Origin of the sequence: Paenibacillus sp. PAMC 26794 (genome assembly GCF_000316035.1) — a bacterium.
Lineage (GTDB): Bacteria > Bacillota > Bacilli > Paenibacillales > Paenibacillaceae > Paenibacillus.
Genome location: NZ_ANHX01000011.1, coordinates 326,332 through 342,744 on the forward strand (window position 1 = coordinate 326,332; position 16,413 = coordinate 342,744).

General features: G+C 45.3%; 18 protein-coding genes. 11 read left to right on the plus strand and 7 right to left on the minus strand.

What is annotated here, in order from left to right; all coding sequences use genetic code 11:
* Positions 1-49: 49 nt before the first annotated feature.
* Complete coding sequence (locus D829_RS0106740; RefSeq protein WP_017688097.1) at positions 50-865, minus strand: polysaccharide deacetylase family protein; 816 nt, start codon at positions 863-865, stop codon at positions 50-52.
* Between the two features lie 153 nt (positions 866-1,018).
* Between D829_RS0106740 and D829_RS30565 the strand changes: the two genes are divergently transcribed.
* From D829_RS30565 to D829_RS0106765, 5 genes are all read left to right on the plus strand, one after another.
* Positions 1,019-1,360: a hypothetical protein gene (locus D829_RS30565; RefSeq protein WP_017688098.1), complete on the plus strand. Its 342-nt coding sequence runs from the start codon at positions 1,019-1,021 to the stop codon at positions 1,358-1,360.
* 111 nt (positions 1,361-1,471) lie between these two features.
* Positions 1,472-2,143, plus strand: coding sequence for a PspA/IM30 family protein (locus D829_RS0106750; RefSeq protein WP_017688099.1), 672 nt, complete (start codon positions 1,472-1,474; stop codon positions 2,141-2,143).
* Between the two features lie 95 nt (positions 2,144-2,238).
* A complete protein-coding gene (locus tag D829_RS0106755) occupies positions 2,239-2,640 on the plus strand; it encodes a DUF350 domain-containing protein (protein ID WP_017688100.1) in 402 nt (133 codons plus the stop codon).
* Positions 2,641-2,663: 23 nt separating this feature from the next.
* Positions 2,664-3,170 carry a DUF4178 domain-containing protein gene (locus D829_RS0106760; protein ID WP_017688101.1) on the plus strand — a complete coding sequence of 169 codons (507 nt, stop codon included), beginning with the start codon at positions 2,664-2,666 and terminating at the stop codon, positions 3,168-3,170.
* Positions 3,171-3,181: 11 nt separating this feature from the next.
* Entirely contained in the window at positions 3,182-3,922 is a 741-nt protein-coding gene (locus D829_RS0106765; RefSeq protein WP_017688102.1) for a DUF4247 domain-containing protein, read from the plus strand.
* 110 nt (positions 3,923-4,032) lie between these two features.
* Here D829_RS0106765 and D829_RS0106770 read toward each other — a convergent pair whose 3' ends face one another.
* Positions 4,033-4,329, minus strand: a complete 297-nt coding sequence (locus D829_RS0106770) for an HNH endonuclease (protein WP_026081039.1) — start codon at positions 4,327-4,329, stop codon at positions 4,033-4,035.
* A 215-nt stretch (positions 4,330-4,544) separates the two neighbouring features.
* On the opposite strand from D829_RS0106770, the gene glp reads away from it, so the two are divergent.
* Positions 4,545-5,813, plus strand: coding sequence for a gephyrin-like molybdotransferase Glp (gene glp, locus D829_RS0106775; RefSeq protein WP_026081040.1), 1,269 nt, complete (start codon positions 4,545-4,547; stop codon positions 5,811-5,813).
* 6 nt (positions 5,814-5,819) lie between these two features.
* Entirely contained in the window at positions 5,820-6,374 is a 555-nt protein-coding gene (gene mobB, locus D829_RS30570) for a molybdopterin-guanine dinucleotide biosynthesis protein B (protein WP_017688105.1), read from the plus strand.
* A gap of 226 nt (positions 6,375-6,600) precedes the next feature.
* Here mobB and xerS read toward each other — a convergent pair whose 3' ends face one another.
* Positions 6,601-7,692 carry a tyrosine recombinase XerS gene (gene xerS, locus D829_RS0106785; protein WP_017688106.1) on the minus strand — a complete coding sequence of 364 codons (1,092 nt, stop codon included), beginning with the start codon at positions 7,690-7,692 and terminating at the stop codon, positions 6,601-6,603.
* A gap of 192 nt (positions 7,693-7,884) precedes the next feature.
* Between xerS and D829_RS0106790 the strand changes: the two genes are divergently transcribed.
* From D829_RS0106790 to D829_RS0106805, 4 genes are all read left to right on the plus strand, one after another.
* The gene (locus D829_RS0106790; RefSeq protein WP_017688107.1) at positions 7,885-8,373 is read left to right on the plus strand and encodes a GNAT family N-acetyltransferase; all 489 of its coding nucleotides are present in this window, start codon (positions 7,885-7,887) and stop codon (positions 8,371-8,373) included.
* A 79-nt stretch (positions 8,374-8,452) separates the two neighbouring features.
* On the plus strand, positions 8,453-9,226 hold the full coding sequence (locus tag D829_RS0106795; protein WP_017688108.1) for a glucose 1-dehydrogenase: 774 nt from the start codon (positions 8,453-8,455) through the stop codon (positions 9,224-9,226).
* Between the two features lie 133 nt (positions 9,227-9,359).
* Positions 9,360-10,253: an aldo/keto reductase gene (locus D829_RS0106800; protein WP_017688109.1), complete on the plus strand. Its 894-nt coding sequence runs from the start codon at positions 9,360-9,362 to the stop codon at positions 10,251-10,253.
* Positions 10,254-10,879: 626 nt separating this feature from the next.
* Entirely contained in the window at positions 10,880-12,226 is a 1,347-nt protein-coding gene (locus D829_RS0106805) for an amino acid permease (protein ID WP_017688110.1), read from the plus strand.
* Positions 12,227-12,282: 56 nt separating this feature from the next.
* On the opposite strand, the gene D829_RS0106810 is transcribed toward D829_RS0106805, so the two are convergent.
* From D829_RS0106810 to D829_RS0106825, 4 genes are all read right to left on the minus strand, one after another.
* Positions 12,283-13,044 carry a YqcI/YcgG family protein gene (locus D829_RS0106810; RefSeq protein ID WP_017688111.1) on the minus strand — a complete coding sequence of 254 codons (762 nt, stop codon included), beginning with the start codon at positions 13,042-13,044 and terminating at the stop codon, positions 12,283-12,285.
* A gap of 82 nt (positions 13,045-13,126) precedes the next feature.
* Positions 13,127-13,753: a LysE family translocator gene (locus D829_RS0106815; RefSeq protein WP_017688112.1), complete on the minus strand. Its 627-nt coding sequence runs from the start codon at positions 13,751-13,753 to the stop codon at positions 13,127-13,129.
* A 139-nt stretch (positions 13,754-13,892) separates the two neighbouring features.
* Entirely contained in the window at positions 13,893-14,501 is a 609-nt protein-coding gene (locus D829_RS0106820; RefSeq protein WP_017688113.1) for an urea carboxylase-associated family protein, read from the minus strand.
* Positions 14,502-14,636: 135 nt separating this feature from the next.
* Positions 14,637-16,133, minus strand: coding sequence for an amidase (locus D829_RS0106825; protein WP_026081041.1), 1,497 nt, complete (start codon positions 16,131-16,133; stop codon positions 14,637-14,639).
* Positions 16,134-16,413: the final 280 nt, after the last annotated feature.

The window sequence follows — 16,413 nt, forward strand, 5'->3', positions numbered from 1 at the left end:
TTGAACAGGCACCCTTTTAACATCGTTATCATTTCCTATCAAGGTTATCCTAATCTTTGGCCTTTGGCAACTCCAACATCTCGTCCAAGGTGACCAGTTCATACCCCCGATTACGCAGTTCCACAATAATTTCGGGCAAAGCCTCAATCGTGCCTTTCAGGTTCGATCCTACACCGCCTCCTGCATGTTGTAGAACGATGGAGCCTGGTTTCACTGCAGATAGGATGTTATCTTTCACCTTTTCCTTGGATAGGCCTTTCCAGTCCAGCGAGTCAACGTTCCAGTTCACAATGCTATAATGTTGTCTGGCAGCCCATTGCAGCTGTTCTTCATTAATGTCTCCGTAAGGTGGCCGAATCATCTTGGGCGTATATCCTGCCAGGTGATGGATGATATCCCCGGTATGTAAAATTTGTTTGCGAAAGGCATTCATCGATAGCTTACTGAATTCCGGATGATTGTAGCTGTGATTGCCAACGATATGACCTTCCTTAACCATGCGTTTCACGAGATCCGGATGTTTCTCAGCGCGACTACCCACGATGAAGAATGTAGCTCTGACTTTGTATTTCTTTAACACATCCAGCACCTGTGGAGTAAATCGTGGATCGGGCACATCATCAAAAGTCAGTGCAACCTGCTTCGTTGAAGGACCATTGGTTTTGAACGTATCTGCATATTTTTGCCGGAGCTGTCCCAATGTCAATTGTTCTTCTTCCACGGAATCTGAACCTGAACCTGAACCTGAACCTGAACCTGATACCGATTCACTTGGCGGGCTTGAAGCATCCCGCGATGAAGCTGGAGCATGATATCCTCCCAGAAAAATAACGATAACCAATACCATGATGAGGCGTACGCGCATTATAACGGCCTCCTTTTCCAAAATGAAGTTCTCCTTGTTATGCCCGGGGGTTCCATAAAATATGCGTAGTGTGAGAAGTTTCATTGCCGATTTAGCTCATGACAGCCATAATTCCTCCATATATAACATATAGAAAAGGATAGGTGGATGGGTATGAGTACATATGATTTGAAATCCATACGTTTACAGGTGATTGCAGCAGGAGAAGATAAGGTTTTTCTCGTTACCGGAGGAAAGGCGCATATTGGCGCCGTAGCCACGTTCTACGTGGATTATGAGCGCGTAAGCGGGACGACGGTACATATTCCTGGGCATAAAGAACAAGAGCTGTGTGAGCGGCTTGCCCGAAAGGCTGCCTTGCAGCTGAAAGTAACCGTTACGGTGATCATGGGTATCCATTTTGATTCCATTACACGGATGCAGATCGACGAAATCGTGCAGACTGCAGAAAGGTTGATGGAGGATCATCTGAACAAAGATAAACGATCTTCCTGACATAAGAGCCATCGAATGTTTTGATTTTATTTGCTAAAATTGAAACGAGTTGTAGGTTGTTACGTATGTATGTTTATATACGATGTAATATCGACTAGGAGGAATAACATAATGTCCATTTTCAAACGTTTGCGTGATCTAACCATGTCTAATGTTAACGCCATTATTGACAAGGCGGAAGATCCAATCAAGATGACGGACCAATATATCCGTGACATGCAAGAGGATCTGGAAGATGCGGAGAAAGCAGTAGCTCAACAGATCGCTATTGAGAAGAAATTCAAGCAGTTGTTCGAAGAGCAGGAAGCTCTTGTGAAGAAACGTGAAGAGCAGGCGCATACGGCGGCACGTGCTCAGAATCTGGATCTGGCGCGACGCGCTCTGGAAGAGAAAAAGGTTGCTGAAGAGAAGATGGCTGAGTACAAAACCAGCTATGATCAAAATAAGGCTTCTGCAGATAACCTGCGTGGCAAGCTCGATGAGATGCGTAAGCAGTTGACTCAAATGAAGAACAAACGTGAGACATTGGTAGCTCGCTATAACGCAGCAAAAGCTCAAACGGAAATCAACAAAGCGCTGAATGGGTTTGGCTCTGATACCGCAAGTGCTGGCATGAAGCGTATGGAAGAGAAAATGATGCAGATGGAAGCACAGGCAGAAGCAAGCAACGAAATGTCATCCAAAGGCAAGTCTTTGGATGAAGAGTTCGAGAAGTTGGGTAAAGATCAGGCTGTTGAAGACGAACTCGCAGCATTGATGAAACAATACGATAATAAGAACTAATACCTTGGTTGTCAGCAGGGTTAACCAGCGGAGGAGAAGAGCGTTTCTCCTTCGCTTTTAAATGCGGTTCATGTTGATATGTGGGGGCTGTGTAAATGGATTTGAATATTTTGGCGATGCTGGTCTGGACAGTATCTGGTTCGGTTTTGCTGTTTGTTTTGATGTATGTTGATTCACTGTTCACGAAATATAAAGATTTTGCTGAAGTTAAGGCCGGCAATATGGCCGTTACTACACGTATGGTTATGAAGTTATTTGCTCAAGGATATGTACTCGCTACGTCCATTTCTACGGCTGGTCATCTTGGAGAAGCATTGCTGGTCTCCGTTGTATCCTTTATCATTTTGTTGATTTTGGAGAGTGTCGTACACTTTATGATTCGCAGATGGGCCAATCTGGATCTGGATACCGGAATTCAGCAAGGGAAGACAGGATATGGCTTGTTCTCTGGCGCTTTACATATCGTGGGCGCACTGATTATTGCAGCTTGTTTATAAGATAAGGAACAGGAGTAATTCTCATGAGTGTATGGAAACGAATTAAAGGAATACTAACGAAACCTGAACCACTGCAGGCAGAGAAAACCATGCTTCAGCTTGCGCCTGGTGATATCTGTGAGGTTTCTCTGGTCACTTATGAAGTCGTTGGTCGGGTTCAAAATCGTGCTCGAAATGCGGTTGTGCTCACGCTGCAGGATGGTACCGCATTTCGATATTTGCATATCGAAGAACGAGAAATCACCCGTTATGCCTTATATACACCAATCGATGGCAGACTAGATGCACCTGATGAGGTGCCTACATTGCTGGACCTGGATGGACGCGCATATCATCTGGAGGAAGAGTATGGAGGCATGGTAACTACGGCAGGTAGAACTCCATATGGCCAGGCTGGAGAACAATTGGTATGGCAGTATCAGTCGGATGATAATATGCTTCTTCGCGTGGAGTGGCAAGACAGAAAATTTACACTGTATGAGGGTGAGTCCATTATTCCTGCGGATATCAAAGTGATTCGTTCGAGCTAGGAGAGGTTCCAATGAAAAAACGCTTGGCACATGGATTAAAATTAATGCTGGTCCTCAGCCTTGTGATGTCTCTGTTGTCCGCGTGCGGAGCAGCACCTTCTGTTCAGGACACATATCCGCTTGAATCGGTTAACGGGAGTGGTAACTCAACGTCCTATGTGTACCGGGCTTCGGACCGTACCGTTCCGGAAGTGGCTCAGGAATTGTCTGACCAGCGGCAACCGGATCAGATCTCGGCAGAGAACACAGAGCGTATGTTCCTCGTGTATCAGGACGAGTATTATCACCTGCAACAAGACCCTAACAAGCCGGAGGATACCTTGGTTGAGGTGGACTCCAAGGAATATGTTCGGCAGAACTACGATTCATCTTTTTTGCAAGGTTACCTGACCGCTACATTAATAGGTAATCTGTTCGATTCTTTTGGCGGGCGAGGTTATGGCAACTATCGAGGATATACCAATAAAGATACGTATAAACCGAGTGCAGGATCTTATCGTGCACCAACAAGTAATGATAAGAAGCTTGCTCCACCTATTACTGTTGATCGAAAAGGTACGATCACAAGGCGCGGAAGCGATAAAGATTCAAGCGTGGGATCTGGCGGAGGATTATTCAACCGCAACAAGGATCAGAGCAAGGGAACCATTGATCGCAACAAGAGCAGTGGTGGGTTGTTTGATTCACCTAAGAAATCCTACAAAAAACCAAAAACCAGAGTGGGCGGCGGCCGAATTAAGAGGCGAAGATAATAAACATCTAATTATAAGCATCGTTGTTAAACGCAAAGTTCATTTAAGAACAGTGACAAGGGAAGGCGGATTCACCTCGCCGACATGACCTTGGAGCTGTTCTTTTTGGTTTACGATTTGCGAACATGATTGGATTTACGTACACGGGGAATCGTTGTAGCAGGCTGTTTGCGAATCCAGCGGATAAATGGAATCATTCGTTCATCCTGTCTCAAGGATTGCAGATCAGTGAGACCAAGGGTTACAATGTCGCGATTGGTGTATAGCGAATGAATCTGTTTGTGACAGGGGATGCACAGGTTGGCTGTTGGCAGAAACGTTCCTCCCATTTCTTTGGGTGTCAGATGATGAACGGTCGTATTCACAGGTTCTCTTCCGCATAATTCACATCGATTACTCATGATCATCGCCTCCCTTTGTCACTTATATTATGGGCAGACAAGATGCCTTTCATGTTGAATATAGATCTAGGAATGTTACACCTGTAAGAATAAGATTGTGTCACAGGATTCAATAAGTGATGTACTTGTTATCTTACAGTATTCGGGCTACACTTTCTTAAAAGATGATATGTCTCTAGGAGGTAAGAATACTTTTGAAAACAAACTCACATTCACATGATATGACAACTGCCAAATTCAATCGTACGGCTGTACAGGTACCGGATGCCCAAGCCACAATAGCTGCAAGAGTGAATCTAGGCTCCATAGAAAAAGTTCACCTTGAATCTGCTCATGGCCGCACACTTGCAGAGACGATTCAGGCACCTCATCCGTATCCATTCTTCCGGAGATCGGGTATGGATGGATTCGCGATTATAAGTACAGATACCATAGATGCATCGAGTGATCATCAAGTTTGGTTTCGAGTAATTGATGAAATTCCTTGCGGCTACACCTCGGACCACACCATTGTTTCCGGTACGACGGCTCGTATCATGACCGGCGCACAGGTTCCGGAAGGTGCGGATGCGGTAGTCATGATGGAGATGACCGAGAGCAAGGTAGAGAACGGAGAACAGTGGATAGCATTGAAACGGCACATATTGTCAGGTGCTAACATCACCCCAATCGGACTGGAAGTCCAAGAGGGACAGCAACTGCTCGAAGCAGGAACGATCATCAGGGCAGGAGAGCAGTCCGTGTTAGCTACTTTTGGCATAGCAGAAGTTCCCGTATTTCAACGTCCAAAGGTGGCGATATTCGCAACCGGTACGGAATTGCTTGATGTAGATGAGCCATTACAACCAGGTCGAATTCGAAACAGCAACAGTTACATGCTGCGCTCTCTGGTTGTTGAAGCAGGTGGAGAGCCTGTGATGTACGGTTCTATTGCGGACGATGTGAATACGGCAAGGGCCAAACTGGAAGAAGCCATTCAAGATAATGATATCGTGGTGACCACAGGTGGTGTATCCGTCGGGGATTATGATATTATGGGCGAACTTGTGCTGGAAGAGCATGTGGAGATGTTGTTTAACAAAGTGACGATGCGACCAGGCAGCGTGACCACAGCTGCTATATATAAAGATAAATTGCTTTTTGCACTTTCGGGTAACCCGGGGGCTTGTTTTGTAGGTTTTGGTCTGTTTGTTCGTCCAACCATTCGTTCCATGCAGGCGGATGCTCATCCTTATATGGAAGAATGGACTGCGATCTTGGAAGAAGAGTACACCAAAGTTAATAATTTTACACGGTTCGTACGTGGACGCACAGAGATCCGCAACGGCATGGTGTACGCGATACCGGCTGCCGCCCGTATAGATGAATCCAGCGTGATGATCACCATTAAAGACAGTGATTGCCTGATTGTTGTTCCACCTGAGAAAAAAGGTATTTCTGCGGGTGAGCAGGTACGCATTCTCAAACTGCCCACAGGTCATGTGAGGTAGTGGTAGATGACTACAATAAGTGATACAAAGCCACATATCATACAGATTGTTGGATACAAAAACACGGGCAAGACAACCCTGACAGCCGCGCTGATCGGGCACTTTTCTTCTATGGGACTTAAGGTAGCGGCGATTAAGCATGATGGACATGACCATTTCGAGATGGATCAAGAAGGAACGGATTCGTATCGATTTGGAGAGGCAGGGGCCTCGGCGGTGGTTGTTATGTCAGAGAAACGTACTGCGATTATGGAGCGACAGGCAACCAAGCTGGAGGATATGCTGAGCTATCTGTCGGGTTATGATTGGATTGTTGTTGAAGGATTCAAGGATGCTTCTTATCCCAAATTCGTGATGGTTCGAGAAGAGAAAGATCTGACCTTGATTAATCAGCTTAAAGGGGTAGTGGGTATGATCTCATGGTTACCTTCAGAGCAGTTTATAGAGCAGAGCACCGTAAGCAGAGATATAACATGGTACTCGGTTCATGAAACGGAGTATATAGCCAATGCTTTGTTACAGATGGTTGAGAGCGAGTGTAGGCAGAATGGTGAAGTCTAATCGTAGAAACGTCAAGAAGTGTTATATTATGGTCGCTGGATATGATTGAATGTACAGAGAGCGTGATTGATCGCCTTTGAGTATAACGTAATTTTTATTATGTAAACTAAATTATTTCCTGCTTTTGCTATTCTCCTTGAATAATGCAAAAAAACAAAAAAGCAGCAAGACCTTTCTCGGATCGAAATCCTTGATGCGGTTTGCTGCTTTTATTATGTTCGGGATGTTACATCCCGTCGTCAGTACGACGTTCGATGGCTTCGGACATCGTTTTGTCGGTAAGGTGAGCATAGATCTCGGTCGTTTCCGTAGAAGCGTGTCCAAGCTGCTCTTTTGTTTTGTAAATATCATTTTGCAAATAATAGTCGGTTGCGAATGAATGGCGTAATTTGTGTACGGTCAAGAATGGTTTGCCAAAACGTTTAGCGTATTTCATAATCATGGCCTGGATCGCTCTTTTGGTCATTCGGCTGCCTTCTGATTCTCCGTTTCGCATGGCAATGAACAGACCTTTCTCCCGCTTGGGCGTACGGTAACGTGATTGCCGCAGATTCATATAGGTTGCGAGTTCGTCCTTGGCCTGTTCCCTGAAATAAACGGGTGTTTTGTAAGTCTCATCATTGTTACCTTTGCGATATACATACAGGAGTTTGTTGTTCAGATCGAGGTCATCGACGTTTAGATTCACGACTTCCGACACCCGTAAACCTGAATTTAGAATCAGGCTGGCAATACAGGCATCCCGTTCTTTGTTGATTTCATGGGAGTACAGGGCCTGCTTGTTCTTCTCCATATCAACAGCGTAACCTTCAAGGATATAGCCGATAAATTCCAGCAGTTCCTCTTCCTCCAGGATTTTACCTTTGAGTTTGGCAGCGGTGTCCTTGGGTTTATGGGTACGCTTGATCTCAATCTTGGCCATAATATTCCGTTTCAGCAAAGGGTAAAAGTCTTCATCTTCCGCAATCTGACTCAGGTAATGGAACAGGGAGCGGAGGGAAGAGAGTTTGCGAGAGACGGTAACTCTGGAGTTTGCTCCTTCCCGCTTCGTTGTGAGAAATAACCGATAGGCGGTAACCGAATCCATACGAAGGACTTCCAGTTCAGTCAACGTAACTTCTTTATTAGAGCTTGCCTCAGATAGTCCTTCTGCTCGCAACCAACCGAAGAAAGCTTCGTAATCTCTCAGATATTCGAGCAGGGTAGATGGGGACAGATCAGGCAGCTTGTAGTCCATGAATTGCTGAACGAACCAAGGCATGGAAGGTAGTTTGTCATCCAGCTTGCGTCGATCAATCTCTTTTTGCACGTTGGTCAAGTTCGACACCTCCATGTGAAAACATATAAAATTAATATTCAAATTAATAGTATTCTATGCTCTAGTGTACCATAATTTACATGCTCACAGCTTGCTCACCGAAGTAGGCAGTAAGTAGGGGATGCTTCCTTGCCCTTCGGCGCGTAAACCTTTAAAGTAATCAGTATACGTAGAGCAGAGGAGGTGAACCGGATGAATATGAAAATAGAGCTGGTTCCCCGGGAACGCAGTCAGGTGATTCGGCATTTAATGCAATTTTATCTATATGATTTTACCAAATATCTGAATATTGATGTGGACAGTAACGGTATTTTTCCGGAATATCCGGGTTTAGAAGCATTCTGGACAGAAGAAGACCGCAAGTTTCCTTTTTTGATTACAAGTGACGGGGCACCTGCAGGGTTTGCTCTGGTGGAGAAATTGGAGCCTGGCAGTAAGGATAACGACTACTATTTGACTGAGTTTTTTGTTATGCAAAAATATCGGCGCAGTGGAGTGGGCACCCGGGCAGCCTATGAGCTGTTTAAACGTTTTCCAGGAAGATGGAAAGTGACCCAAGTTCGTAACAATGTCATTGCGCAGGCGTTCTGGCGAAAGATTATAGGGGATTATACCGGAGGCCGTTTTCGAGAGAAGTTCCATCCGGAACTGGGTAATCCAAGCCAGTATTTTGTAACCTGATTCCCATCAGGGCTTCACTTACATATAAAGCATTCTGTTTGAATGCAGAAATTAAGAAACTAATAAAGGAGTGACTAACATGAACGTACCTACCTTCCATCTTGATGGACAGACAGCACTGGTGACAGGGGCGGGGAGAGGGATCGGAAAAGCAATTGCGATTGGACTTGCCCAGTCAGGCAGTGACGTTGTACTTGTATCCCGAACGATGAGAGAGATTGAGGAAACAGCTGCCTATATCTATGAACAGACAGGGCGTAAAGCGCTCGCTCTGACTGCGGATGTGACATCAAAAGAACAAATGGAAGAGACGTTTCAAGAGGCGATCTCGGAGATGGGTAGTCTGGACATTCTGGTGAATAACGCAGGTATGAACATACGGACACCAGCACTTGAAGTAACGGACGAGCAGTGGGAGACCATCATGCAGACAAACTTAAAATCGGCTTTCTTCGCTTCGCAATTGGCTGGTCAGCATATGAAGGAGCGCGAGGGTGGGAAGATCATCAATATCTCTTCGGTAGGCGGCCATACGGCTCTTCGAACAGGGGTCGTATATGGCGCGACGAAAGCTGCATTAATTCATATGACCAAAGTGCTCGCACTGGAATGGGGCAAGTATGGAATCCGTGTCAATTCAGTAGGGCCATGGTATTTCCGAACACCTCTCACTGAAAAACTTCTGGATGATCCCCAGTATTTGCAGGAAATTGTAAGCCGTACACCGCTACAGCGAGTGGGAGAACTGGAGGAAGTGGTAGGACCGGTTGTATTCTTGGCATCAGATGCAGCGGGATACATAACGGGTCAGACGTTATTGGTTGACGGTGGAATGTCCATTTATGGTTTCTAAATAAATGAAGTTGGTTGAAGTTTGGAAAAGTGGGTGGCATAACCCACTCATGGGTAATAACATAGGGAAGTTGAAGTTAATCTGTATTTCTATTTATCTGTACCCAATTCACTGAACTTGGAGGAAGATAACCATGGAAACGCGCAAGTACGGTAATACTGGCATGAACGTAAGTACACTTGGATTTGGCGGAGCGGAAATAGGCAAAAATGTATCCAAAACGGATGTAGCGACATTGCTGAATAGTGCCCTCGATGCTGGATTAAACGTGATTGACACGGCTGAATGTTACGGTGACAGCGAGGAATTAATCGGTGAGGTGCTGTCACATCGGCGTGATGACTACTATTTGTTCACCAAATGTGGACATGCTGCCGGGATCGAAGGTCCGGATTGGGATGCCAAAGTACTGGAGCAAACGATTGACCGTAGTCTGAAACGGTTGAAAACAGACTATGTGGATGTTATCCATTTGCATAGCTGCTCTGAGGAAGTACTTCGACAAGGAGCAGTAATCGAAGTACTGCAGCGTGCCAAGGAAGCAGGGAAAACCAGATTTATCGGATATAGTGGGGATACAACAGATGCGCTATATGCGATTCAGACCGGAGTATTTGACAGCCTGGAGACTTCATTAAATATCGCAGATCAGGAAGCAATTGATCTTACGTTGCCTGAGGCAAGGAAGAGAAACATGGGTGTAATCGCGAAAAGACCAATTTCCAATGCGGCCTGGACGTATGATACACTTTCGGAAGAGGCTTATCCATTTATATACTGGAAGCGCTTAAGCGAACTTAACTATGGTTTTCTGGGTGAAGATGCCCAGGCAGCGGTAGAAACTGCACTGCGTTTTACGCTAAGTACCGAAGGTATAGATACGGCTATTGTAGGAACAGCCAAGCCCAATCGCTGGCAGCAAAATGCTGATCTTGTGGCTAAAGGCGCACTTCCACAGGAATTGTATGATGAAATTAGAGCACGGTGGAAAGAAATCGCCGGAGTAGATTGGACTGGCCGAACTTAAATCGGAAATATTAGCAAAGCCGCCATATGGCGGCTTTTTTTACGACAAACATAAAATATTTTCAACATATGAAAAATTCACAACAATGATTGGAAAAGAGGCTGCGAAAATTACTAGAGAATAATGCCTATACGTCAGCCTAGTCCGAAACGGGTGAAAAAGGATGAAAGAGGAAAAATCCCAGGAAGTAGCCCTTCTTATAAACAACTAAATTTATAAAAAACGACGAAGCTATTGAGATAATACAAAATAAGAGGCAGTCTGCGTTCGAGATAATAGATATAACGACTTAATTTATAAAATTTCAATATATGAAAAATTCACAATAGAAAGATCATTTTCTCACCTTAGTTACCATCTCTCATACAGCCACATTAACGCACCACCAAGTTTAAAAGGAAAACCATTCTAAGCGATTCAAGTCAACCACTTTTTTTGCGGATTTAAATCAAATTGAAAATATATCTTTATGAATGATGCCTAAAAGCATGCAGCTTAAATTCATCATCAGAATGATTTTAACATATTAATTATTATGTAAACCAATAACAATTCTTTTGGCAATACAGACATAAAACCTCCATGACCTGTAAATCGTAAGGGGATAAGGCAGAAGGAGGAGCTTCATGAACAGTCAGCAACACCGTAAAAAAGACGACGATAAATTAAGTTGGGTCAGCCTATCCTTGTTTGGCGCGGGTTGCACACTGGGAACGGGATTTTTTCTAGGGACCAGTCTGGCGATCCATTGGGCCGGCATATCCGTACTTATATTGTTGGTGCTGGCGGCGACAGGTACTTACTTTGTATTTGGTGCGCTGGCACAGATGACGGCAGATGATCCAAAGGAAGGCGCTTTTCGAACCTATGCGGGCGAAGCATTTGGACCTTGGGCTGGTTTTGGTAGTGGATGGATGTACTGGTTTTCTGAAATGCTCATCATGGGCAGCTCATTGACGGCACTTGGGCTGTTCTCTCAATTCTGGTTTCCCAAGTTTCCGCTTTGGGCATTTGTTGCGGTCTATGCCGCTATAGGTCTGTTCATTGCTGCCCTGGGCGCCAAGGGATTAACCAAAACGGAGAATATTCTTGCGGTCATCAAACTTGCTGCAACGGTTGCATTTATAGCTATAGCAGGAGCGGCTTGTCTGGGTTGGTTACCTGTAAAAGTAACACCAGAGCAATTGAAGAATGAATGGTTCCCGCATGGAGGTAAAGGGGTATGGACCGGTTTCATCTATGCATTCTTTGCTTTTGCCGGGATCGAGGTTATGGGCTTGATGGCAGCTAACCTGAAAGAACCAAAAGATGCAGTGAAATCAGGTCGAGTAATGTTATTATCGGTGAGTACACTCTATGTGATTGCAATTGCGTTGATCCTATGGCTTGTGCCTTCAGCTCAGTTAACTCCAGATGAAAGTCCGCTTGTCAAAGCCATGTCAGCCATTGGATTCACCGTAGTGGTCCATATTCTCAACGGAGTTCTGATTATTGCCGGATTCTCAACGATGGTGGCTTCGATATATGCCATTACGTCCATGTTGGTGAAACTCGCAGAAGATGGAGATGCACCAAAGCTGTTCACGAATACCTGGGGAAAAAAGGACATGCCACTCCAGGCGTTGTGTTGCACAGCGGCTGGATTAGTCCTGTCTACGTTGATGGCATTATGGATGCCCAAGAGTTTGTTTGAATATGTGACGACAGCAGGTAGTCTGGTATTAATGTATACATGGCTGCTCATCTGCATCACGTACATTAAAAAAATGAAGCCTGTGAAGTGGAATCGCATCAAAGTGTGGATTGCCATAGTATTAATTGTGGCTGCTGTGGCAGGGACAGCGATGGAAAAAGCCAGCAGAACGGGTCTGCTGGCAAGTGTGGGACTTTTGGTGTTCCTTGGGATCATCACGTATGTTGTTCATAAGGTACGTGGCTCGAAACCGCCGCAGTCGGCACCATCCAAGACATAAGCAACTTTCAGCAACTTTCGTGGAGGTCGTACAACGAATTAACGAGTGCTTTAAGATTATTTCGTCAACTTGCCTATGGCTTGCTTCATCCGCATGAATGGACATTTGGAAGGTGTCTGCTCATCATCAGGCAGGAAATACTGTTTCCATTCCAGATTATCTTGCTGACCATACCACATCAGCGAAGGGTGAGCAGGTACGGCATCATACGCAGCGAGACGTTTGCGAATCAAGGTTTTCATTTTACGCCCAAGAGGGGTGTTGTCATTAATGGATTCGAATACCCACCGTGGTTGAAAAGCAAACATGAGATAAGGAAAATGCCGGCTGGCTCGGAGTTCATGTGCAGGAGTTGCACAGAAACAAAAGTAAGGCTCTCCGCCAAAGCAAAACTCCCATGATGAATCATGAGGATCGGTTGAAATATGTTCCGGCCACGGCTCGGTATCGTGTGAACTTACCCGATTAAGCATTTGCCAGAATAATGCCTGATATTGCTCTACCGTTGTATGATCTTTCAGATCACTTGGCGTCTCACAGATCACGACCAAGGAAGAATAATGACCGGTGTCTCTGGATACAGGACCATATTGTCTAAGCAGATCGGCCATATCTTCAGCAGCATGTTCAGATCGGGGGTCACACGTAAAGCCGTACCTCAAATGTCCGGACAGAAATCCCATTCGTCCAGGTACACATGGATACGTATTATTTTCATCGGCGATCATATCTGCAAATTGCGAATAAGCGTCCTGCTGCCAAGATGGAAGACGCTCAAACAAGGTATTAATTTCGTCGGCACTATACAGCTCCGCCATTGATTCCCAACTCCATTCCACATGATACCGTTACAGTATTAATGTGGGGGAAGTTGGGTGACTGTCCAGCCTGATATTGTTGTCAGAAAAATATGGAACGTACAGCTTCGTACCCAAAATACAAACCAAATCCGATCAGGCAGATTCCCGAAATGATGGAGATCCAGCGCAATACGTTCTCACTACTATGTTTATGGAATCGACTGGCCATGCCAGCCATTATGACATCCCACACCAGAATGCCAATAAATATGCCTGAACTGTAGAGCAGCAAATGAGCGGTATCTGTATGTTTCACAGTTGTCGCAAGAATGGAGCCATAGATCCCAAGCCAAAACAAAATATTCAGTGGATTGGACAGGGCCATCAAAAAGCCGGATATAAACGATTTTCGAACAGTCGCTTCCGCAGTAGATGTACCTTGAATGCCTTGCTTTAGCTTCGAGAGCGTTTCCACTCCCGTGTAAATCAGAATAAAACTACCAAATGACCAGAGAAAAGAGCGCATGAACGGCGTGTCCAGAAAATGGGCAACTCCAAAATAAATCAGCAGCATATACACCAAATCCGCAAACATGGCGCCGAGCCCCAAAATCCAGGCATGCATGAATCCATGTCGAGCCCCACGGTCGAGTTGGGCGGCGTTAATCGGACCGATTGGAGCAGACAATGATATTCCCAGAATAATATAACTGAACAGTACAGACATAAACACGTTCACTCCTTAACGGGTTCGATGAATTGTACCAGTCGTCACAGAAAATGGGTACAGGTCATCGTATTCCCGCAAGGAGTGAATTAGAACAAATTACTTTTATCTCATACTGCGTCATGGCCTTGTTATTCTGTTAAAGTTCCACATCCAATTGAATTGGGGTGCAGTTGTACCCGTTGCATGAGCTTTCTTCACAAGGACAGGCGGAGAGCCCAATCGTGAGATCCATTAATGCCTCCATCTCGATATAATCACCTGCACGAGAGTCGGGAGATACAACATCAATCTTGCCTTCACTGTCTACAACGGACTTCATAAACAGGTTAAACGGATAGTGTTGATCTGGTGGTAGAATCCCGAAGGGTTCCAGTGCCATGTTCAGATTGTGATAACAACTGGCATGATCCTTTTTGTCGTATAACACCTCATACATCTCTGGGCGACAAGCAGAGTTGAAGAAATCATGTACCCCAACGGTGTCACGGACAATCTTAAGTAATGGTTGATATTGATTGGAATACACAAACTGTCCTGGTTTAATACGATAAGTACGCAATACGTCCATTGTCACGCCGGGGTCCAAACGATGGTTAGCATCTGTAGCATCGTATGCCACAAAATCAATGACTTGCTGTCCCTCCAGATCCGTTATGCGTAGTAAAGAACCCTTGTTTACTTTCAAGGCATATCCCGTTTTGGCAGGGATACGATAAGACTGTTTATGGCGCTGATTCGTATTCATCCGTCACATTCCTCCGCTACTTTTTGTTTTCAGTATGCGGAGCAGATGAAGCTTTCATGCACTGTTATGGCGACGCACTGTACTCAGGCAAGAACATCCAATGGTGAATTTTTAAAAAAACCAAATTATACGCCTTTATGCTGGAAACAGTGGATTACCTCTCATTCCAATCCAGAGGTCTGATTGTTCAAGCTGTCCAGCCAGATGTAATAACCAATCTTCACGTCCCTTGGTTGCCATCACTTGAACGCCCATTGGCAAACCTTCAGGTGTCATATGCAGAGGTACACTTATCGCAGGCTGGCCTGTCAGATTCGCAAGCTGGGTAAATGGTGTATACGTAAGACTTGGCTCAAACATTTCATAGATGAGTTGCTGCTGCTGGGTCTTGTCCAATTCACTAATTCGCATCAGATTACAGATCTGTTCGTCATGAGGTGTTAATTCACCAATCTTAGGCGCAGGAAAAGCATTAACAGGTGTGACGTAGAAGTCATAACGCTCAAACAAGGTGGACATCTGGGCTGCAGCTACATCCCATTCAGCTAAGCTATGTACAAATTCCGCAGCGGAAACCTTTTTGCCAGCTTCAGCCAGAACCCAGGATTCAATCTCCATATCATCGGAGGTCAGAGCCCGGCCCATGGATCGTTCCATGGAAGAGATCATCGCGGCCATCTCACCGCTGTTCATCATGTAATAGTTCTCCATCAGCCTGACTCCATTGACTGGACTCAGCTTTTCTTCAACATGATGACCTTGATCTTCCAACCAGCGAACGAGCTTGTATACAGACTCTTTGGCTTCTGCGCAGACAGGTGTACCCACGGGCGAATCCGTTGTGTATGCAATTTTCAGTTTGCGTTGATGTGGATAGCTCATATCAGCCAAGTAACTGCCTGGAAAGAGTGGAGCATGGAACGCAGCTTCGGGCTGAATGACTTGTAACGTATCAAGCAATGCAGCACTGTCCCGAACCGAGCGAGAGAGGGCAAAATCAATCGATGCGCCTTGCCATTGACGACCAACTCCCGGTCCTACAGGTGTGCGCCCGCGGGTTGGCTTTAATCCAAACAATCCGCTAAAGGAAGCCGGGATACGAATCGAACCTCCTCCGTCACTGGCTCCGGCAAGAGGAACAATACCCGAAGCTACAGCAGCAGCGGCACCACCACTTGAACCACCCGGGGAGTGATTGATATTCCATGGATTGCGAGTTGGGCCATGAAGACGGGGTTCGGTAATATTTTTTAAACCAAATTCAGGCGTATTGGTATGTCCTATGAAGATAAAGCCTGCATCACGGAGTCGAGTGACAAAATTGGAATTGCGTAATGCACGATGCTGGCTGAACAAACGTGAGCCTGAAGTCAGAAATTCACCTTCCAAGGATTGCGAGATATCTTTCAGGAGCAGGGGCACACCGGCAAAAGGTTGTTCTCCAGGGCGAACCAAACCGGCTTCCTCCCGTGCACGGGTTTCATATGTACGAATGACCGCATTAAGTTGCGGATTCACTTCTTCAAGGCGTGCAAACGCCGCTTCCAGCATTTCAACCGGGGAGACTTCCCGGGATCGGATCAGTTCAGCCAAACCTACGGCGTCGTAGGAGGTATATGAGAATGAAGACATCATGATCGTTCCTCTCTGAATATAATTCATCTGTTTATTCCATATGTCATCGTACCATCGGATTAGACAAAAGACAAAACATAGAAGAGACTTAGCACGATGATTTTGATATTCGGTATGAGAGGAGAGAAAAGAGGGGAGGATTTGCGACATAGAAATAAAGCACAGGGTTAATAGCTCATACTGCTAATTGAAAAAATGATCGAGTAATATCGAGTCATGGAAATAAAGAAACCACTGCTCATCTAATTTGATGTGCAATGGTTTTATTTTTATATTT